This window comes from Streptomyces sp. NPDC042259, assembly GCF_055582085.1.
In genome coordinates, this window is sequence record NZ_JBVJDW010000010.1 from 67,705 (window position 1) to 88,153 (window position 20,449).

The 20,449-nt window shown below is 73.0% G+C and carries 16 protein-coding genes; 11 read left to right on the forward strand and 5 right to left on the reverse strand.

Annotated features, from left to right (window positions below; translation table 11 throughout):
• Window positions 1-46 precede the first annotated feature (46 nt).
• The 5 genes from ACZ6MA_RS24655 to ACZ6MA_RS24675 all read left to right on the forward strand — a co-directional run bounded on the left by ACZ6MA_RS24655 (window position 47) and on the right by ACZ6MA_RS24675 (window position 3,088).
• Window positions 47-1,036 carry an AraC family transcriptional regulator gene (locus ACZ6MA_RS24655; protein WP_469436106.1) on the forward strand — a complete coding sequence of 330 codons (990 nt, stop codon included), beginning with the start codon at window positions 47-49 and terminating at the stop codon, window positions 1,034-1,036.
• A 151-nt stretch (window positions 1,037-1,187) separates the two neighbouring features.
• A complete protein-coding gene (locus ACZ6MA_RS24660; protein ID WP_469436107.1) occupies window positions 1,188-1,514 on the forward strand; it encodes a putative quinol monooxygenase in 327 nt (108 codons plus the stop codon).
• A gap of 284 nt (window positions 1,515-1,798) precedes the next feature.
• Window positions 1,799-2,356, forward strand: coding sequence for a hypothetical protein (locus ACZ6MA_RS24665; protein WP_469436108.1), 558 nt, complete (start codon window positions 1,799-1,801; stop codon window positions 2,354-2,356).
• 72 nt (window positions 2,357-2,428) lie between these two features.
• Window positions 2,429-2,728 (forward strand): hypothetical protein, encoded by a 300-nt coding sequence (locus ACZ6MA_RS24670; protein ID WP_469436109.1) that lies wholly within the window; start codon window positions 2,429-2,431, stop codon window positions 2,726-2,728.
• Between the two features lie 39 nt (window positions 2,729-2,767).
• Window positions 2,768-3,088, forward strand: a complete 321-nt coding sequence (locus tag ACZ6MA_RS24675; protein WP_469436110.1) for a hypothetical protein — start codon at window positions 2,768-2,770, stop codon at window positions 3,086-3,088.
• A 15-nt stretch (window positions 3,089-3,103) separates the two neighbouring features.
• Here ACZ6MA_RS24675 and ACZ6MA_RS24680 read toward each other — a convergent pair whose 3' ends face one another.
• Both ACZ6MA_RS24680 and ACZ6MA_RS24685 read right to left on the reverse strand, forming a co-directional pair.
• Window positions 3,104-4,261 carry a MalY/PatB family protein gene (locus ACZ6MA_RS24680; protein WP_469436111.1) on the reverse strand — a complete coding sequence of 386 codons (1,158 nt, stop codon included), beginning with the start codon at window positions 4,259-4,261 and terminating at the stop codon, window positions 3,104-3,106.
• Window positions 4,262-4,318: 57 nt separating this feature from the next.
• Complete coding sequence (locus ACZ6MA_RS24685) at window positions 4,319-5,083, reverse strand: hypothetical protein (RefSeq protein ID WP_469436112.1); 765 nt, start codon at window positions 5,081-5,083, stop codon at window positions 4,319-4,321.
• 230 nt (window positions 5,084-5,313) lie between these two features.
• Between ACZ6MA_RS24685 and ACZ6MA_RS24690 the strand changes: the two genes are divergently transcribed.
• The 3 genes from ACZ6MA_RS24690 to ACZ6MA_RS24700 all read left to right on the forward strand — a co-directional run bounded on the left by ACZ6MA_RS24690 (window position 5,314) and on the right by ACZ6MA_RS24700 (window position 8,373).
• Complete coding sequence (locus tag ACZ6MA_RS24690) at window positions 5,314-5,964, forward strand: HAD-IA family hydrolase (protein ID WP_469436113.1); 651 nt, start codon at window positions 5,314-5,316, stop codon at window positions 5,962-5,964.
• Window positions 5,965-6,023: 59 nt separating this feature from the next.
• The gene (locus ACZ6MA_RS24695; RefSeq protein WP_469436114.1) at window positions 6,024-6,758 is read left to right on the forward strand and encodes a Mut7-C RNAse domain-containing protein; all 735 of its coding nucleotides are present in this window, start codon (window positions 6,024-6,026) and stop codon (window positions 6,756-6,758) included.
• Window positions 6,759-7,227: 469 nt separating this feature from the next.
• Window positions 7,228-8,373 (forward strand): response regulator, encoded by a 1,146-nt coding sequence (locus ACZ6MA_RS24700; RefSeq protein ID WP_469436115.1) that lies wholly within the window; start codon window positions 7,228-7,230, stop codon window positions 8,371-8,373.
• Window positions 8,374-8,412: 39 nt separating this feature from the next.
• On the opposite strand, the gene ACZ6MA_RS24705 is transcribed toward ACZ6MA_RS24700, so the two are convergent.
• A complete protein-coding gene (locus ACZ6MA_RS24705; protein ID WP_469436116.1) occupies window positions 8,413-9,507 on the reverse strand; it encodes a PucR family transcriptional regulator in 1,095 nt (364 codons plus the stop codon).
• A gap of 410 nt (window positions 9,508-9,917) precedes the next feature.
• On the opposite strand from ACZ6MA_RS24705, the gene ACZ6MA_RS24710 reads away from it, so the two are divergent.
• The 3 genes from ACZ6MA_RS24710 (at window position 9,918) to ACZ6MA_RS24720 (ending at window position 17,894) form a co-directional block, all read left to right on the forward strand.
• Window positions 9,918-10,562, forward strand: coding sequence for a hypothetical protein (locus ACZ6MA_RS24710; protein ID WP_469436117.1), 645 nt, complete (start codon window positions 9,918-9,920; stop codon window positions 10,560-10,562).
• Window positions 10,563-10,615: 53 nt separating this feature from the next.
• Window positions 10,616-12,646 (forward strand): flotillin family protein, encoded by a 2,031-nt coding sequence (locus tag ACZ6MA_RS24715; RefSeq protein WP_469436118.1) that lies wholly within the window; start codon window positions 10,616-10,618, stop codon window positions 12,644-12,646.
• Between the two features lie 271 nt (window positions 12,647-12,917).
• The gene (locus tag ACZ6MA_RS24720) at window positions 12,918-17,894 is read left to right on the forward strand and encodes a DNA repair ATPase (protein ID WP_469436119.1); all 4,977 of its coding nucleotides are present in this window, start codon (window positions 12,918-12,920) and stop codon (window positions 17,892-17,894) included.
• A 15-nt stretch (window positions 17,895-17,909) separates the two neighbouring features.
• On the opposite strand, the gene ACZ6MA_RS24725 is transcribed toward ACZ6MA_RS24720, so the two are convergent.
• Complete coding sequence (locus ACZ6MA_RS24725; protein ID WP_469436120.1) at window positions 17,910-18,743, reverse strand: hypothetical protein; 834 nt, start codon at window positions 18,741-18,743, stop codon at window positions 17,910-17,912.
• A 513-nt stretch (window positions 18,744-19,256) separates the two neighbouring features.
• The gene (locus ACZ6MA_RS24730; protein ID WP_469436121.1) at window positions 19,257-20,378 is read right to left on the reverse strand and encodes a thioredoxin family protein; all 1,122 of its coding nucleotides are present in this window, start codon (window positions 20,376-20,378) and stop codon (window positions 19,257-19,259) included.
• Between the last annotated feature and the right edge of the window lie 71 nt (window positions 20,379-20,449).

Below are 20,449 nucleotides of genomic sequence, written 5' to 3' on the forward strand. Positions count from 1 at the left end.
GGGGGCCGAGAGCCGGACGCGACGTGCTGGTGCGCATACTCGCCTCATGGACGTACTCAGCGACGCCGTCGCCGCCCTGCGCACCGGACGGCCCTATTCGGCGCTGTCCGGCCGGCACGGACGGTGGCGGACGGACATCGAGCCCTTCGCGGGCGCCGGGTTCCACGTGGTGTTGCGGGGAAGCTGTCTGCTGCTGCCCCACGACGGCGGTGAGCCGCTGCCCCTCGCCGAGGGCGACGTGGTGTTCCTGCCGCACGGCACACCCCACGCCCTGATCGACCGCGGGCCGCCGCAGGGCACGGACGCCGCGCCGGCCGGCGCGGTGAACGTGCCCTGCGGCGGCCCGCCGACCGATCCCTCCCACGCCCCCCTCGTCCTGCTCTGCGGCGCCTACCGGCTCGACCAGGGCCGGGCGCATCCGCTGCTCGCGGACTTCCCCGAAGTCATCCACCTGCCCGCGCGCGACGGACGGCACCCGGCGCTGCGCGCGACCGTCACCCTGCTCGGCGACGAACTCCGCTCGCCGGGGCAGGGCACGGACGCCACCCTGCCCGCGCTGCTGGACCTGCTGCTCATCTACCTCATGCGCGCCTGGTTCGACGAACGGTCCGCCCGGCCGGGCACCGGCTGGTGCCGCGCCCTGGCCGACCCGGCCATCGGCGCCGCGCTGCGCACGGTCCACGACGACCCGGCGAAGCCGTGGACCGTGGCGGACCTCGCCATCCGGGCGGGCCTGTCCCGGGCGGCGTTCGCCCGCCGGTTCACCACCTTGGTGGGCCGGCCGCCGCTGACCTACCTCACCTGGTGGCGGCTGACGCTCGCGGCGAGCATCCTGCGCGAGAGTGACGCGCCCCTGGCGGCGGTGGCCCAACGGGTCGGCTACACCTCGCAGTTCGCCTTCGCCACGGCGTTCAAGCGGGCCTACGGAATCTCCGCGGGCCGCTACCGGCAGGAACGCCACGACGACCACCGGCACATCAGCGCCTGGACGATGACCACGACCACCCCCGGGGCACCGCAGCCCGTCCCCGCGTGAGCACCGCCCGGGGCCGGATTTTCCGGCAGGGCCGGAATCGCCGCGTCCCGGCCGCGCGGACCGGTGCCGCGCCCGGCACGATGATGGAGGCCGCGCCGGGGACGCCTTCCCGGCGGGCCGGCCCACCGTCCGGAAGAAACGGGAGCACCCCATGATCTTCATCGTCGTCAAATTCACCGTCCGCCCCGAGCGCAGCGACGAGTGGCTGACGCTCGTCGACGACTTCACGCAGGCCACCCGGCGGGAGCCGGGCAACGTCTTCTACGAGTGGTCCAGGAGCGTGGACGACCCCCACCAGTTCGTCCTGGTCGAGGCGTTCAAGGACGCTCAGGCCGGTGCGGAGCATGTGGAGTCCGAGCACTTCAAGACGGCCATGGCATGGATGCCCGACGTGATCGCCAAGACGCCGGACATCATCAACGTCGAGGTCCCGGGCACCGGCTGGGGCCCGATGGCGGAACTCACCCCGCGCGCCTAATCCTTGGCGTGGGCGCCTTCGCTGCACGGCGGATGTCCTCAATCGCCGGACGGGCTGGGCTTGGCAGCCAAGCCCAGCCAAATCAAGCCCGTCCGGCGATTGAGGACGCGCCCGCAGGGCGCTAAGCCGCCGCAGGCGGCACCACCGGCCGTCAGCCGAAGACCCGCCGGCCAGGCGAAAGGCACAAGAAACAGCCGTAGCCCATTCGGCCCCCGCGCACAGGCCGTGGCCGCCACGCCGCCGTAGCGTCGAGGCGGAGCGGGGCGCCGAGGCGAAGGAGACGGATGATGCTGCGGGTGGACGTCGACATCTTCTCCGGCCGCCCCAACCCCGCGTGGGTCGTCTCCGACGAAGAGGTGGCCGGAGCGCTGCTGGAAGAGATCGCGGCCGTCGCCGAGGAGGCGGTCGGCCTGACCGGGGCGGGCTACGGCGGTCTCGGCTACCGCGAAGTGGTCATCTCCTCGACGAGCGACGACGAATCCTGGCCCACGGCCCTGCCCCGCACCTTCACCCTCGGAACCATCGGCGCCCCCGACCCTGGGCGCTCGGCCGAGCTGGCCCGGCGGATCGTCGCGGACATGCCCCGCTACCGCGAATCCCTCCTGCCCGGGCATGCCGCGACGCCCCTCGACGAAGCGATGCGCGACCTCGTCCTGGAGCGGATGGACCGGTTCTTCCAGGACCCGCCGGAGTGGTTCCGCCCGCCCCTCTTCCCGTCGCACTCGCTGCGCACCACCATCCGGGAGGACGAGCCGATCGACGCCGGCTGCTTCTACGAGGTGAGCGAGTTCAACCCCGACTTCTGGAACCACCCGGAAGTGCAGCCCTACAACAACTGCTAAAACTACGCGCGCAATTACCGCACGGACACCTTCGCCCAGCCCGGCCGCGCCCATGGCGCCCAGACCGACGTCATGGCCTGCCCGGACGTCACCCGGGCCGCGCTGGCCGACGGTCTGCTCCGCCGCTTCGACTGTCTGCCCGACAGCGAGTACCCGCGCCGTCTCATGGCCCTCGTCGTCTGGCCGGGCGTGGACTACCACTGGTACCGCGAGCAGCGCGGCGACTTCTGGGGGCACAAACCCGGCTCGACGGCCGCGCGGAACTACGACAACAGGGGCGCTCTCATCACCGACCCCGAGACCTGCGACCGAGGCGGCTACACCGACTTCTGCGGGTACTTCTACGCGGGCAAGTCGGTGGTCATCGACTGAGCCGGCGGCTGGAAGGACAGTGCGGCGGGGAGCCCTGTGGTGATCGTGGAGCTGAAGGTTTTCAGCGGCCGTCCCGACCCGCGCTGGCCGCTGGCCCCCGCCGCGGCGGCCGGATTCCGGGCGCTCCTCTCCGGACTCGCCCCGGCGGACGCGGGCGCGGACCCGCCCCCGGGCCTGGGGTACCGGGGGTTCACGGTCACGGACGCCGAAGCGGTCCGGTGGGTGTTCCACGGCCGGATCACCGTCGGCGACACGACACTGGCCGATCCCGGACGAACCGTCGAACGCTGGCTGCTCGGCACGCTCCCACCGGAGTTCGCGCCTCTGTGGCCCGTCGTGGCCGCCGCGATCGACGGCTGACGCACCGCGGCCGTATCAGAGCGCGGCCGCCATCCGCCGCACGGCCTCCGTGATCACCTCCGGTGACGTGGCGAGGTTCAGCCGCACGTGCCCGGCCCCTCCCGTGCCGAAGCCGACGCCGCTGGTCAGCGCGACCCGCCCCCGTTCCAGGAAGACGGCGGCCGGGTCGTCGCCCAGGCCGAGCGCCCGGCAGTCCAGCCACGCCAGATACGTCCCCTCCGGAGGCGCGTACCGCACGTCCGGCAGCTGCCGCGCCAGCAGCTCGGCGAGCAGGTGCCGGTTCTCGTCCAGGCCGCTCAGCACGGCGTCGAGCCACTCACCGCCCTGCCGGAGCGCCGCGGTGTGGGCGATGACACCGAGGTGGCCGGGGCCGTGGCCCACCACGTAGGGCAGCCGGGCCAGCTCCTCGGCGGCGGCGGGGCCCGCCACGGCCAGCGCCGCCTTGAGCCCCGCCAGATGCCACGCCTTCGACGCCGACATCAAGGAGAACGCCCCCTCGGCGCCGGGCACCGACAGATACGGCGCGAACCGGGCACCCGGCAGCACGAGCGGCGCGTGGATCTCGTCGACGACGACCCGCACGCCGTACCGGTTCGCCAGCTCCGCGACCACCGTCAGCTCCTGGACGGTGTGTACCGTGCCGGTCGGGTTGTGCGGGCTGCACAGCAAATACGCCGCGCGCCGCCCACCCGCCACCGCCTCCCGGAACGCCGCTTCAAGGGCGACGGGATCGATCCGGTGCCCCTCGCCCAGCGGTGCCTCGACCACCCGCCGGTCCGTGTGCTCCACGAACGCGAAGAACGGCGGATAGACCGGCGGATTCACCACCACCGCGTCCCCGGGCCCGGTCACCAGCCGCAGCATCTCGACCACGCCCAGCATCACGTCGGCCACGATCGCCGTCCGCTCCGCCACCACCCCGTCCCAGTCCCACCGCTCGCGCGCGAACGCGTCCAGTGCCTGCGCGTACCCCGCACCCAGCGGATACCCCGTGTCGCCCAGCGCGACCGCGTCCGTCAGCGCCCGCACCACGGGCTCGGCGACCGGCACGTCCATCTCCGCCACCCACAGCGGCAGCACGTCCGGCGGGTACGTACGCCATTTGGCGCTCGTCCGCTGGCGCAATGTGTCGAGCGAGAGCCGGCGCAGCGGGTTCTTCTCGTCGTAGGGCATGGGGCCATTGTGCGCGGCGCCCGACGGGTCGGGAACGCCAGTGCGACGCGACGGGGTTCAGGTGGTGCGGCCCTCCTCCTCCCCGTCCGGGGCGGGGCCCGCCCGGTCGTCGAGGACGATGACCACCTGGGGGCCGTAGCGGTCGGCCGAATCGGTGTTCCGCAGCGCGTCGGCGATGCGCTCGTACAGCTCGGCGGCCAAGGCCAGATCGCCGAGCCGCTCGGTGTCCTCCTCCCGGGAGGTACGGAAGAGCGAGAGGAGCACGGCGATGAGGCTCCGGCCCGACAGGGTGACCTCCACCCGCCCCTGCTGTTCGTCGTCGACCGGGCCGGGTGCGCGGAAGTGCGGGTCACGCGCGGTCTGTTCGAGCAGAAAGGCCCAGGTGTCACGGTGGCAGACGAGCCCGGCGGAGGAGATGCCGGCGGCGCGGCGGAGCAGCGTCCTCAGCCGCACGGGGTCCGGGGCCTCGGTGCCGGCCTCCTCGTCGCCGGGGCCCGCGGGGCGGGGGAGGGGGCGGGCCAGGGGGCGGGCCGGCTCGACCGGTGCGACGGTCGGGGTGGTGCGGGCGTCGACGAGGTGGCGCAGGGCCCTGCCGTCGGAGCGGAGCGCCTCGATCTCCCCGAGGGCCCGGTCGAGCTTCTCGTGCAGCAGCCCGTGGTCCTCGCGCAGCCGGTTCCCGTCGGCGGTGACGGCCTCCAGCAGCTCTCGCAGCGTGGCGAGGGTGTCGCTCACTTCGGTGAACCTGGTGCCGAGCGTGTCGAGGATCTCCCGGCGCGTCTCGTGGGCGTCGTTCAGGATCGTGGCGGTCTTGACCCAGGCCATGACGCGGACGTCCCCCTCCCGTATCCGCTGATGTCGCCTCCATCTCTATCCGTACCGACCGGGCCGGACACGCGACTTCCGTCCCGTATTCACGCCACGCGCGTCACCGTTCGTCACCGCACAGCGCCGGGGCAACGCCGCTCCCACGCGTCATTGACGCCGGTGGCGACGGCCCCCCACGATCGGGCACACAGCGTGCACAAGGGGTGCCGCAGCGTGAGGAGCCGCACATGTCCACTCCGCAGTCCGGTCGCCGGGCCAAGGGCCTGATCCTCGACTTCGGCGGGGTGCTGACCACGTCCGTCGCCGACCGCGCCCGCGCCTTCTGCCTGCGCGAGGGGCTGGCCCCCGACGCCTTCCTCAACGCCGTCTCGGTGGACCCGGTGGGGCGCGAACTCTTCGCGGACCTGGAACGCGGGGCGATCAGCCAGCGGGAGTGGAACGAACACACCGCGGCCCTCCTCGGCGTCGATCCGGTCGATCTGCTCGGCCGGGCCCTCGCGGACCTCCGCCCCGAGCCGACGCTGACCGCCGCCGCCCAGGCCGCCCGGCGGGCCGGGGTACGGGTCGGCGTCCTCTCCAACAGCCTCGGCTGTGAGCCGTACGACCCGTACGCCGGGTACGCGCTCGACACGTCCTACGACGCGGTGCTGCTCTCCGGCCGCTACCGGATGCGCAAGCCCGACCCCGGGCTCTACACCATCATGCTCGGCCTGATGGAACTCCCCGCCGAGTCCTGTGTGTTCGTCGACGACTCCGCTCGCAACCTCGTCCCCGCCCGGGACCTCGGGATGGCCGTCGTCCGCGCCACCGAGCCCGCCGGCACGGTGGCCGAGATCGAGGCCCTGCTCGGCACGGACCTCACGGGCCGGGTGTGCTGAGCCCGGTGGTGGTGGTGCCCGGCCACCGGCGCGCCTCGCGCGAATGGCATGCTGAAGAGGTGAACGGACCCGAGATCCACATCAGCGTCGCCCCCGAACTGAGGCTCTTCGTCGCCGCCGGGCGGCGCGGCGAACGGGCGGCGGTCGTCACCGACGGGGTATCGACTCTCGGGCACGTCGTCGAATCGCTCGGCATCCCGCTCACCGAGGCCGGCCGGCTGCTCGTCGACGGCCGCGAGGTGCCGGTGTCGCACGTGCCGGCCGCGGGCGAGTCTGTCGAGGTGCGCCCCGCCCCGCGCCCTCAGCCCGTGCCCGGAGCACCACTGCGGTTCCTGCTCGACGTGCACCTGGGAACCCTGGCCCGGCGGCTGCGGCTGCTGGGCGTCGACGCGGCCTACGAGGCGACGGACATCGGCGATCCGGCGCTGGCCGCGCTGTCCGCCGCCGAACGAAGGGTGCTGCTCTCCCGGGACCGGGGCCTGCTGCGGCGCCGGGAGATCTGGGCGGGGGCGTACGTCTACAGCGACCGCCCCGAGGAGCAGCTCCGGGACGTACTCGGCCGCTTCGCGCCGCGCCTGGCCCCCTGGACCCGGTGCACCGCGTGCAACGGCACGTTGCGGGACGCCGACAAGGAAGCGGTCAGCGAACTGCTGGAGCACGGCACGCAACGCACGTACGACGTCTTCGCGCAGTGCGCCGCCTGCGACCGCGTGTACTGGCGCGGCGCGCACCACGAGCGGCTCGAGGCGATCGTCGAGGGCGCGGTCCGCGAGTTCGGCGCGGCAGCGCCGTAGGCCGTGTCCGGCGGATCATGTGGGCGGGCGCCGCGGCCCGCGGCGTGTGCACCACCGCTGCGCGGCGGTGTCCTCAACCGCCGGACGGGCTCAATTGGAGCCCGTCCGGCGATTGAGGACACGCCCGCAGGGCGCTCGCCGCCGCAGGCGGCACAACCGGCCCGGAGGCGAAGATCCGCCGGCCAGGCGAGAGGCGCTCGCCGCCGCAGGCGGCCAAGACGGCCCGCAGCCGAGGTCTGCCGGACACGGCTAGTGGCTCCGAAGCCCTTTCCGTTGCCGCTCCCGGTGTTGCCGTGCGCAACACCGGCCCCGTGCCCGACGCTGTGTTCGTCCCGGCCGGTCGTCGTGCCCGGGACGAGCCGGGCGGGTGCCCGGCCGGGTGACAGGAGGTCCGCGGTGAAGGGTTCGACGCCCGAACGGACACGGGGCCGTCCCGGCGGGGCCGCGTGGCGCGGGGAGGGAGCGCGCCATGGGTGAACTGCGGCCCCTGGCCGACGGGCTGACCGAGGAGTGCCGGACCTTCGCCCAGACGCTGCGCGAACTGTTCGCCGGGCTCGGGGTCTCGGTCCGCCGGTACGCCGCCCGCCGGTTCCGCGACGCGGGCACCGTCTCCCGCTACTTGAGCGGCACGCGCGTCCCGCCCTGGGAATTCGTCCTCGACCTCTTCGCCGATCTCGCGGAATCGCGCGGCACCGCGGTCACCCCGGCCGCCATCGAGCGGGTCCGCGAGCTGCACCGGGCGGCCGTCCGCACCGGCGGTTCCCCCGCGCACGCCATGGAACTGCTGGAACACCAGCTGGCCGACGCCGACCGGGAGTCGAGGCGGTCCACCGTGCAGGAAGACGTACTGGGCGACGCGCTGCTCGACCGCCAGCACCGCATCGCGGACCTGGAGGTGCGGCTGAGCCAGCTGGAAGCGGCGTGGGCGGCCGAGCGCACCCGCGCGGACACGCTGGAGCGGAACGTCCCGGACCGCGCGGAACTGGTCCAGGAGCGCGACCTGCTCCGCCAGGAAGTGCGGAGGCTCACCGAGGAGCTGGAGGACGTCCGCCGGCGCGGACTGCTCGCGGAGGAGCGCTGCCTGCTGCTGGAGCGGCAGTTGGCCATGGTCGAGGCCCAGCAGCCGCCCCCGGTACGCGAGGACCGCCACCCGCCGCACGCCGAGGCCGCCCCCTCGGGGGTCTACCCCGGGCCCCGCCCGAAGATCCTCATCGTCGACGACCAGCACAACAACCTGCTCGCCATGACGGCCGCGCTGTCCACGCTCGACCAGGAACTGGTGGCCGCGTCGTGCGGACAGGAGGCGCTCAAGGCCCTGCTCGACCACGACGACTTCGCCGTCATCCTGCTGGACGTGCAGATGCCGGAGATGGACGGCTACGAGACGGCCGCACAGATCAAACGCCGTGCCCGCAACAGGGATATCCCCATCATCTTCGTCACCGCCATGGGCATGGACGCCGAACACTCCTCACGCGGCTACGCCGCCGGGGCCGTGGACTACATCACCAAGCCTTTCGACCCCTGGGCGCTGCGGGCCAAGGTCTCGGTCTTCACCGAGATCTTCCTCGAACGCCGCCGCTACCACCGGCGGGAGCACGTCCCCGAGCGCTGACGGGCAGGGGGCGGAGCACTGGCGGCGGACGCCGCCCGGCTACAGCTCCTTGGCCGGCCAGTCCAGGAGCCGGGCGCCGATGACGGCGGTCTGCAAGGTGTAGCGGTGCATCGGGTCCGCCGGGTCCGCGCCGGTCAGGTCGTGGATGCGCGCCAGACGATAGGTGAACGCCCGGACGCTCAAGGACAGTCTGCGGGCCGCCTCGGCGGCCACGCAGCCGGAGTCGAAGAAGGCGTCGAGCGTCGCCAGCAGCGGTTCGGCGCCGCCGCGCGCCCGCCGCAGCGGGCCCAGAGTGGAGCGCACCAGGTCCGCCATGGCCTGCCGGTCGCGGGTCAGGACGGGGAAGACCAGCAGATCGGCGGCGCGCAGTACGGGGGCGTCGAGCCCCATCTTGCCGGCCAGGTCGAGGGCGCTGAGGGCTTCCTCGTAGGAGTGCACGACGCCCCCCGGGCCCGGGTGCGGGCGCCCGACCGCCACCTGCCCGCCGCCGGTGACGTGGTGGGCCCGCTGGGTGAAGTAACGCAGCACGTCGTCCTGGTCGCCCGGCGCGACGCAGATCAGCCTTCCGTCCTTCGTGGTCAGCAGGGTGTGACGCTCGCCGAAGCGGCCCTGGAACGCGGCCGCCAGCCGTCGCGTCACCGGGTGGGCGTCGTCGTAGGGCTCCGGGCCCGCGGCGACGGCCACCGCGTGCGCGTGGGCGAGCCGCAGGCCGAAGCGCTCGGCGCGTTCCGAGAGCCGGCCCGGGTCGCTGCGCCCGTGCAGCAGATCGTCGATGAACTCGCGGTGCGCGGCCTCCTCCTGGCGCACGGCCAGGTGCCGAGCCCGCTCGTAGCCCTCGGCGAAGGCGTCGACGGCTTGCTCGGTCGCGGCAAGGACACTGTCGACGGTGGCGCGGGGACCGCCCGCCCCGAGCGGGCCGGTGGCGGCCGGCAGCGCGGCCCAGAGGGCACGCGTGGCGGACAGATGACCGATGACCAGACGGCGCAGCCCGTGCCCGTCCTCCGCCGCCCGCTCGCCCAGCGCGCGGCGCGACTCCAACTCGTCGCGGCTGAGCCTGCGCCCGGTGGCCGAGACCGCGGTGATGAGTTCGGCGTAGCCGCTCAGATAGCCCTCGGATATCTCCGGGTGTGTCATGCGTTGTCTCCGGTCCTCTACGGGGCGCCCGCCGGATTCCCCGACGGGCCGCCGGGGCGCCGCCCGGCCGGCGGGCGGCCGGTGCCCCGGGTGACAGCATCCTGCATCAGGATCGCGTAAAGATTGCCGGAGTACGGCAATGCGCACTCCTGTTCCCAGGTGTCAGCATGTGCTCGGGGGAGACGTGGGGGACCACGGCGGCGCCTCGATGCCGGATCCGGGAAACGGAACGCCCGGCACCGACGGGCCGACCGCCTGGCTTCCCGGCCTTCGCACACCGGCGTGCGCTCACCCCTCGCACGGCACGGACGTGACACGGACGCGGCGCGCACACAGTCATCACACACAGACATCACACACAGTCATCACGAAGACAGTCACCACGAAGACGGACACAAGGGGGCGGGCCGATGCGGGAATTCCTCGCCGCGGCGCTCGCGTTCCCGGCCGCGCTCTTCGGTTTCGCGCTTCTCGTCGTCATCGGGTACTGGCTGCTGGCGCTGTTCGGCGCCGTCGACGTCGACGGCCATGCCCCGGACGCCCACGGCGGTACCGAACACGGCGGGCTGTCGGGGCTGACGGCCGGCGCCGGACTCGGCAGGGTCCCGGTCGCCGCCGTCCTCTCCCTGCTGATCGCCCTCGCCTGGTTCCTGTCCCTGGCCGGCACCGTCGCGCTCCGCCGCGCCGAGGTCCTCGGACTGCCCCGGGCCCTGCTCGCCGGCGGCATCCTCGCCGGGGCGCTGGTGGGCTCCTGGGCCTGCACCTGGCTGCTGGTACGGCCGCTGCGCCGCTTCTTCCGCGACGAACGCCCACCCTCACGCATGGACTTCATCGGCCGCGTCTGTGTGATCCGCACCGGACGCGTCGGGGCCGACTTCGGGCAGGCCGAAGTCGTCTCCGACGACGGCTCGACCGCGATCCTCCAGGTGCGCACCGACGAGAGCGGGCTCACCGCCGGCTCCACCGCCCTGATCTTCGACTACGACACCGACGGCGAGTTCTTCCGGGTCGCGCCCTTCGACGCGGCGCTCGACCCCGGCCCGCCCGCCCGCTGACGGGCCGGCGGTACCCACACTTCCCTCATCAACCGACCGACAGAGGTTCCACCATGGATGCCACCGCCATCGGAATCGGCGTGCTCTTCGCCGTCGTGCTGCTCATCGCCCTCGGCGTGCTGTTCACCGTCAGCCGGCTGTTCCGCAAGGTCGAACAGGGCAAGGCGCTGATCATCTCCAAGACCAAGCGCGTCGACGTCACCTTCACCGGGTCCGTCGTGCTGCCGGTGCTGCACAAGGCCGAGTACATGGACATCTCGGTGAAGACCATCGAGATCCGGCGCACCGGCCGCGAGGGCCTGATCTGCCAGGACAACATCCGTGCCGACATCCACATCAACTTCTTCGTGCGGGTCAACAAGACCGTCGAGGACGTCATCAAAGTGGCCCAGGCCATCGGCACCCAGCGGGCCAGCGACCCGCGCACCCTGCAGGAGTTCTTCGCGGCGAAGTTCTCCGAGGCGCTCAAGACGGTCGGCAAGCAGCTGGACTTCGTCGACCTCTACACCAAGCGCGAGGAGTTCCGGGACCGGATCATCTCCGTCATCGGCACCGACCTCAACGGCTTCCACCTCGACGACGCGGCCATCGACTTCCTCGAGCAGACCCCGATGACCCAACTGGACGCCGCCAACATCCTCGACGCGCAGGGCATCCGGAAGATCACCGAGCTGACGGCGATCGAGCACGTACGCACCAACGAGTTCCAGCGCACCGAGGAGAAGGAGATCACCCGGCAGAACGTCGAGGCCCGCGAGGCGGTCCTGGAGCTGGAGCGGCGGCAGACCGACGCCGAGATCAAGCAGCAGCGGGAGATCGAGACCGTACGGGCCCGGGAGGAGGCCGAGACGGCCCGGGTGCAGGCCGAGGAGCGGCTGCGCGCCGACACCGCCCGGATCCGTACCGAGGAGCAGCTCGGCATCCAGAACGAGAACCGCGAGCGTGAGGTCGCCGTGGCGCAGAAGAACCGCGAGCGGGTCATCGCCATCGAGAACGAGCGCATCGAGAAGGACCGCCTGCTGGAGGTCATCGCCCGCGAGCGGGAGACCCAGCTGCGGCGCATCGCCGCCGACAAGGAGGTCGAGGCGGAGAAGCGCGAGATCGCCGACGTCGTGCGGGAGCGGATCGCGGTCGAGAAGACCGTCGCCGCGCAGGAGGAGGAGATCAAGAAGCTGCGGGTCGTGGAAGAGGCCGAGCGCGACCGGCAGGCACTGATCATCCGGGCCGAGGCCGAGGCCCAGCAGCAGTTGGTCAAGGACATCAAGGCGGCGGAGGCGGCCGAGCAGTCCGCGTCGCACCGGGCCGCGGAGACGCTGACGGCCGCCGAGGCGCGGCGCAAGGCCGCCGAGCTGGACGCGGAGGCCGCCGTCCGGCTGGCCGAGGGCAAGCGCGCGGACGCGGCCGCCGTCGGGCTCGCGGAGGCGGAGGTCCGAGAGCGCACGGCCGAGGCCATCGCCAAGGTCGGTCACGCGGAGGCCGAGGTGACCCGGGCGAAGGCGCTGGCCGGCGCGGAGGGTCTCAAGCAGAAGCTCAAGTGCGAGGCCGAGGGGCTCACCGACAAGGCCGCGGCGATGGCCGCGCTCGACGCGGCCAGCCGCGACCACGAGGAGTTCCGGCTCCGGCTGGAGGCCGAGAAGGACGTCCGGCTGGCCGGCATCGACGTGCACCGCCAGGTCGCCGAGGCACAGGCGAGCGTCCTCGCCAAGGGACTGGAGAACGCGAAGATAGACATCGTGGGCGGGGAGAGCGTCTTCTTCGACCGGCTCGTGAACTCCATCGCCCTGGGCAAGGGCATCGACGCCCTCGTCGACCGTTCCGAGACCGTACGGACCGTGGCCGGCCCGTGGCTGGACAAGGACGACTCCTCCTTCACCCGGGACCTGCGGACGATGACGGCGGGCCTGGGCGCCGGGGGCCTGCGCGACCTGACCCTCGCCGGGGCCCTGACCCGGCTCATCGCGGGCGGCGGCCCGCAGACCGGCGTCCTGGAAGGCCTGCTGGCCTCCGTGACCGCGGGTGGCCTGGGCGACCTGAAACTGACGGACCTCCCGGTTCCGGCCCCGCTCAACGGCGTCGCGCCGTAGCGGTGCCCCTGCGCGGTGGCGCCCGTGACACCCGCACCTCCGCTGCGCGGCGGTGTCCTCAATCGCCGGACGGGCTCATTTTCAGCCCGTCCGGCGCTTGAGGACGCGCCCGCAGGGCGCCCGCCGCCGCAGGCGGCACAACAGACCCGAAGCCGGGGATCCGCCGGCCAGGCGAGAGGCGCTATGCCGCCGCAGGCGGCACGGGCCGGCCCGCAGTCGAAGAGACCGCCGGCCAGGCGAGACGCCTTAAGACAACGCACAGGGAGCTTGCATGTCCACGCAATCCACAGGCCCCCGGCCGGACGCCGGTACCTACGAGGTGCTGCGCGACCGGCTGGCCGCGCTGGCCGGTGACCTCGCCCGGGGGGCCGAGGCGCTCAACGCCCGGCGCGTGGCCGCCTTCGGCTCCACCGGCCTGCGACTGCTCGGCACCGAGCGGCTGCACACCGGGCACTCCTGTGTGCCCCGCGACCTCGTCGCCGTCGGCGGCCATCTGCTCCTCGGGTACGACACCCCGCCCGGACAGCGCCGCGACACCGCCGAAAACACCCCCGACGACGTCTTCACGCTGCGCGCCTTCCGGCGCGACGGCGAACACATCACCTTCGGCGACACCGACGACCGGCCACTCCCCGGACTGCTGGACGACCCCGCCTTCGTCCGCGAGTTCGGCGAGCTGTACCGCTACTACCGCGCGGCGACGCTCCTGCGGCTGCGGCACGTCGACGGCAAGCTGCTGGCCGTCTTCCGCACCGGACCGCACCCCGGCGACCTGCGGGTCCTGCGCTGGCGGCTGGACGCGGACGGAATGCCGCACTACCTCGACGCGCGCGGCGAGCGCGACCACGTCCTGCCGCCCTCCCACGACGTCGAATGGATCCCCGCCACCCGCGACGACCACGTCCTGGGCCGCCACCCGCACGTCGCCATCGGCACCGGCCTCTACGTGTCGACCGTCGGCGGGACCCTCACCGTCAAGACCGAGAACACCACCGAGTCCGCCGACGGCATCCACAGCGAACCCGTCGACGACCCGCTGCAGTCCCTCGCCGACGCCGACATCGAGCACGCCCGCACCGGCCCGCTCGTCCTGCTGCGCGTCCGCCCCTACAACGAGACCGCCTGGCGCCACCTCGTCTTCAACACCACCACGGCCACCGTGACCCGCCTCGACGGCATCGGCCAGGCCTGTCTGCGGCTCCCCGACGACCAGGGCATCATCTTCCCCGGCGGCTACCACCTCGCCACCGGCACCGCCAAGACCTTCGACACCGACGCCGCCACCACGGACGAGGCGCTCGTCTTCGAACGGTCCGTCCGGTCGCCCAACGGCGAGGACGTCCTCTACGTCTTCCACGCCCCCGGCGAGGGCCGCGCCCTGCTGCTCTCCTACAACGTCATCCGCAAAGAGGTCGCCACCCCCCTGGCCTGCCACGGCTACGCGCTCTTCGACGACGGCACCCTGGTCACCCTGCGCGCCGACTCCGACGAAGCGGCCCGCGTCCACGCCGTACAGACCTGGCAGAGCCCGTACGTGTCCGACCGCCACGCCGCCGAGGCGCTCCAGGCGACCGCGGGCACCGGCCCCCTGGAGCGCGTCGGCAACCCCGACCTGGTGCGCGGCATCTCCGAGTGCCTGACCGTCGCCCGCATGGTCTCCGAGACCACCCCCACGAGCGCCGTCTTCGAGGCGATCGCCGGCGCCTGCACCCGCGTCGCCGACCGGTTTCACTGGCTCGCCGACCCCGAACTGGGCTCCCTGCGCGAGCCCCTGACGCAGGTGCGGTCCACCGCCGAGCAGGTCCTCGCCGAGTTCGAGACCGTCCGGACCCTCACCCGCCGGGCCGCCGACGCGCTCGAGGAGGCCGCCGCGCACACCGCCTCCCTCGTCCGGCGCGTCCGCGGCGAGAGCCCCCGCACCGCCGACGCGTGGGTGGGACACCTCGGCGAACTCCGGCGGGCGCAGGGCCGCCTCACGACCCTGCGCGACACCCGCTACACCGACACCGGGCGCATCGACGCCCTCACCGCCGAGGTCGAGGACGACATCGCCGCCACCGCCCGGCGCGCGGTGGACTTCCTGCGCCGGGACGACGCCTTCGCCGGATACGAGGCCGACGTCGCCCTGCTGACCGCCGAGGCCGAGGCCATCGAGACGGTCGCCGCGGCCGCCCCCGTCACCGAGAGCCTCGACGAACGGACCTCCGGTCTGGAGGTCCTCACGGAGGTCGTCGCGGGCCTGGAGATCGGTGACGCGACCGTGCGCACCGCGATCCTGGAACGGGTCGCCGGGGTGCTCGGCGGTATCAACCGGGCCCGCGCCACGCTCGCCGCCCGCCGCCGTGAACTCCTCGGCCACGAGGGCCGTGCCGCGCTCGCCGCCGAACGCGCGCTGCTCTCCCAGGCCGTCACCGCGGGCCTCGCCGCCGCCGGCACCCCCGAGGCCTGCGAGGAGCAGCTCTCCCGGCTGCTGCTCCGGCTGGAGAACCTCGAAGCGCGCTTCGCCGAACATGACGACTTCCTCACCGAACTGGCCACCAAGCGCACCGACGTGTACGAGGCCTTCTCCGCCCGTCAGCAGACCCTCCGGGACGCCCGCGCCCGGCACGCCGAACGCCTCGCCGGCTCCGCGACCCGGATCCTCGCCACCGTCCACCGCCGGGCCCTCACCCTCGCCGACCTCGACGCCGTCCACACCTATTTCGCCTCCGACCCCATGGTCGGCAAGGTCCGCCGCACCGCCGACGAACTGCGGGAACTGGGCGAGCCGGTACGGGCCGACGAACTCGACGGCCGCCTCAAGGCGCTCCGTCAGGAAGCCGGCCGTGCCCTGCGCGACCGCGCCGACCTCTACGCCGACGGCGGCGGGACCATACGCCTGGGCCGCCACCGGTTCACCGTCAACACCCAGAGCACCGACGTCACGCTCGTCCCGCACGGTGACGGCCTCGCCTTCGCGCTGACCGGCACCGACTACCGTTCGCCGGTCACCGACCCCGGCTTCGCGGACACCCGCCCCTACTGGGACCAACTGCTGCCCTCCGAGACCCCGGAGGTGTACCGCGCGGAACACCTCGCCGCGCGGATCCTCGCCGAGAGCACCCCGGGCACCCTGCTTGAGGGCGACCCGGCGGCCCTGTCGGACCTCGTCCGGGCCGCCGCCGACGCCGCGTACGACGAGGGTTACGAGCGCGGCGTGCACGACCACGACGCCGCCGCGATCCTCGCCGTACTGCTGCGGCTGCGCGCCGGTGCCGGTCTCCTGCGCTACCCGCCGGCCGTACGCGCGGCCGCCCAGCTGTTCTGGACGTACGGTGCCGACCCCGCGCGACGCGCGGCCTGGACCCTGCGCGCCCGGTCACTGGCCCGGGCCCGCGAGACCTTCAAGACCGCCCCCGCCATCGCCGATCTGACCGCCGAACTGGCCGCGGCCCTCACCTCGTTCGAGGCACCCGCACCGGGCCCGGGCACCGGGAGCGCCCTCGCCGCCGAGTACCTCTTCGAGGAACTGGTCTGCGCGCCCGAGGGCTTCGCCACCGGCGCCGGGGCCCGCACCCTCATCGACGACTTCCGCCGCGCCACCGGCGGCTCCGCCTACGACGAGGAACTCGAAGCACTCGGCACACCGGTCGCCGGACGGGACGACCACGCCACCGTCCACGAGAGCCTGGCCGCCCGCCGCCAAATCGTCCGGGCCTGGCTCGGCTCCTACGCGGCAGCCCGCGGCGAGGACACCGACCCGGGCGACCTCGCCGAAGCCGTCGCCGTCGAACTCTGCCCCGGCACCCCCCGCTACACCGTGACCGCCCCCCTCACCGCACCCGTCGACGGCCTGCTCGGCACCCACCCCCGCATCACCGACCGGCGCCTGACCGTGCGCCTCGACGAACTCCTCGCCCGCACCCGCCGCTTCCGCGACGAGCGGGTCCCGGGCTTCCGCTCCTACCGCCGTCGGCGCGACGAACTCGTCGCCGCCGAGCGCGCCCGGCTGCGCATCGAGGAATGCACGCCCCAGGTGATGAGCGCCTTCGTCCGCAACCGCCTCCTCGACGAGGTCTACCTCCCGCTGATCGGCGACAACCTCGCCAAGCAACTGGGCGCCGCGGGGGACGCCAAACGCACCGACAACAACGGTCTGCTCCTGCTGCTCTCACCACCGGGCTACGGCAAGACGACCCTCATGGAATACGTCGCCGACCGGCTCGGGCTCCTCTTCGTCAAGGTCAGCGGGCCCGCCCTGGGCCACGCGGTCACCTCACTCGACCCGGCCGAGGCACCCGACGCCACCGCCCGCAGCGAGGTCGAGAAGATCAACTTCGCCCTGGAGGCGGGCAGCAACACCCTGCTCCACCTCGACGACATCCAGCACACCTCGCCCGAACTGCTCCAGAAGTTCATCTCCCTGTGCGACGCCCAACGCCGTATCGAAGGCGTCCACAACGGCCGGGCGCGCACCTACGACCTGCGGGGCAAGCGCTTCGCCGTATGCATGACCGGCAACCCCTACACCGAGTCCGGCGGGCGCTTCCGCATCCCCGACATGCTCGCCAACCGCGCCGACGTGTGGAACCTCGGCGACGTCCTGTCCGGCAAGGAGGACGTCTTCGCGCTCAGCTTCATCGAGAACGCCCTCACCTCCCACCCGGTCCTCGCCCCGCTCGCCGGACGGGACCGGGCGGACCTGGACACGCTGATCCGGCTCGCCGAAGGCGACCCGGCCGCACGGGCGGACCGTCTCGTCCACCCGTACGCCCCCGCCGAACTGGACCAGGTGCTCGCCGTCCTGCGCCATCTGCTCACCGCGCGAGGCACCGTCCTGGCCGTCAACGCCGCCTACATCGCCTCGGCCGCCCGCACCGACGCCACCCGCACCGAACCACCCTTCCTGCTCCAGGGCTCCTACCGGAACATGAACAAGATCGCCGAACGCGTGGTGCCCGTCATGAACGACGCCGAACTCGCCGCCGTCATCGACGACCACTACACCGCCGAGGCCCAGACCCTGACCACCGGCGCCGAGGCGAACCTCCTCAAACTCGCCGAACTGCGCGGCACGCTCACCCCCGCGCAGACCGCCCGCCGCACCGCGATCACCACGGCCTATGTCCGCACCCAGGCCCTCGGCGGGCCCGACGACGACCCTCTCGTCCGCGCCGTCGCGGCACTCGGCCTGCTCGCCGACCGCGTCGCCGCCGTGGAAACCGCCATCACCCGGGCGAGCGCCCCGGACACCACGGTCGGCCCGTGAGACGGACCCCGCCCGTCACACCGGGCAGGGCCGGGACTCGTACAGCCGGGTGTAGTAGCGGCCCTCGGCCTCCAGCCCGGCGGGATCGTCACCGGCGAGCAGGACCCGCTCGACGGCGGCACGCTGCTCCGCCGGGGTGGTGAACAACCGCTGCGGATACGTCCGCGCGGGGTCCGTACGCGTCGTCAGACCGTGGGCCCCCAGCCGGGCGGCGACCTGGTCGTAGGGAAAGGTACGCAGGACGAACGCGCTCACCCACACCGGACACCGCGTCCACTCCAGCAGGGCCCCGAACGTCCGGTGGGTCACATACCCGACGCCACCGGTGACCGTGATCAGCCCGATGCGCCCGAGGGCCCTGCGCAACGGGACGCTGGGAGAGGCGCTCTCCAGGTTCTCCGCGTACGCCTCGTCGAGCAGACCCACGGCCAGGGCGTAGCGGAGGGCGTTGCCCGCGGCGTCGAGACCGATGGCGGGCGAGGCGTCCGCGCGGCGCCGGGAGGCGTAGAACCGCTTGTCCCGCTCGATCAGTTCGGTGGTGGTGAGCGCGTCCGCTTCGGGGCCGGTGTAGTGGTGGTACAGCTCGGCGAGGGACACGTCGTGGTTGAGGAGGGCGGCGTTGATGCCGTAGGAGCAGCACACGTCGAGCACGGTAACCGGCACCCCGGCCCCCTCCGTGCCGGCCGCGGCGCGCTCGGCACGGGTACGGCGGAAGACGTCCTGGGCGTGGTGCGGGATCTCGTACTCCAACGGCCCGAGCCGCCGGAAGTAGGCCCGGGGATCGGGCTCGTCGTAGATGTCGTGGAACCAGGCCTTGCCCGTCGTGCCGCTGCTCCGGCTTTCGGCCATGCGCGTACCTCCGGGGTATGGACGGGGGACAGCTGCCCTACGCGTGCCTAACGGATCCGGGGCCCGAGCCGATAGGCCGCGGGGCGGGAACCGGTCAGTGAACATCGTCCGCGCATTGACGGCCGGACACTCCGAAGTGCCGGGAACGTACCTCGTGTGAGGTACCGAACGGGTGGCCGGGCGTCTGGCTATGTCTGTCCTCAATCGCCGGACGGGCTTGATGTGGCTGGCCTCAGCCCAATCCAGCCCGTCCGGCGCTTGAGGACACGCCCGCAGGGCGCCTCGCCGCCGTAGGCGGCAAGACGGGCTGGTAGCCGAAAAACCGCCGGAGTCCGTCGGCACCACCGCTGCGCGGCGGTTGTCCTCAATCGCCGGACGGGCTGGATTCGGCTGGCCTCAGCCGCATCCAGCCCGTAGCCGAAAAGCCGCCGGCCAGGCAAAAGGCGCCTCGTCGCCGCAAGCGGCACCACCGGCTCGTAGTCGAAAAACCGCCGACCAGGCGAGACGTACGGGCTAACCCAAGCCGTGGATCCCCGCCGCCGTCAGCCATTCGGTGATCCGCCGGGGCGGCCACGCGCCGCTGAAGCGGAAGACCTCGGAGCCGTCGCGCATCAGGACGACGGTGGGGACGCTCAGGGCGTCGAACCGTTCCTGCGCCCACTCCGCCTCGTCGACATCGATCTTCACACCGACCAGGGTGTCCCCGCACGCCTCGACGATGTCCTCGAGCACGGGCGTGAGCAGCCCGCACGGGCCGCACCACGGCGCGGTCAGATCGACGAGCACCGGCACGGGGCCCGCCAGCAGCGCGTCCAGGTCCGCTTCCCGGACGATGTCGCGGAGCACCCCGCCGCGCTCCTCGGCGACGGCCTCCAGTTCCTCGTCCGTGTCCTCGTCGAGGGCCGCGGCGTCCGCGGCGGCGCGGGCGAAGACGGCGGCGTTCTCCGGGGGAGCGGAGATGCCGTTGACCGCCAGCCCCGTGGACAGCAGACGCTCCAGCACCGCGAGGTCCAGCTCGTGGCCGGGGCGTTCGGCCACGGACAGGTCGGTCAGCGGGGGAGCGAGGGTGAGCACGGCGTCGGCCAGCGCGTCGTCGACCGGCGTGTTCTCGATGGTGAGGGTGCCGAGTTGGTGCCGGCCCGCCAGTTGCCGGAGCGAAGCGGGCTCGAAGGCGCCGCCGCCGCACAGCACCAGGGAGTCCAGGGAGGCGAGGGCCTCGGATCCGGCCAGCGCGGCCAGGCCCGCGCCGGTGAACCGGGGGGAGTCCAGGACGAGGTCGCCCAGCTCGGACAGGCCGCCGAGGGCGCGCACCCCCTCGTCGGTGAAGTCGCCGGTCAGGATGAGGGTCCGCAGGCCGCGGAGCCTTCCAACCGCCCGGAGCGCCTCGTCCGTCGCGTCGCCCAGGTCCACCACGACGAAGGTGTCGGGCGGCAGCTCCGCCAGGCCGGCCAGGCTGTGTCCGTCGGCCTCGGCCGCGTAGACGAGCTGGGCCTCGGCCGGGACCTCGACCGCGCCGCGGGGCGTGACCTCGACCGGGCCGCCCTGACCGTCGGCTTCGGCTGTGGAGGGATCGTTGTAATAGACGACGGTGCCCGGCAGACCCTGCTCGGGGAAACGAACGACGCGAGTGCTCATGGGCCCCATGCTAAACAGCCGACCCACTCATGCCGGAAGCACGGGTTCCGTGGCGGCGGCACCGATGACCG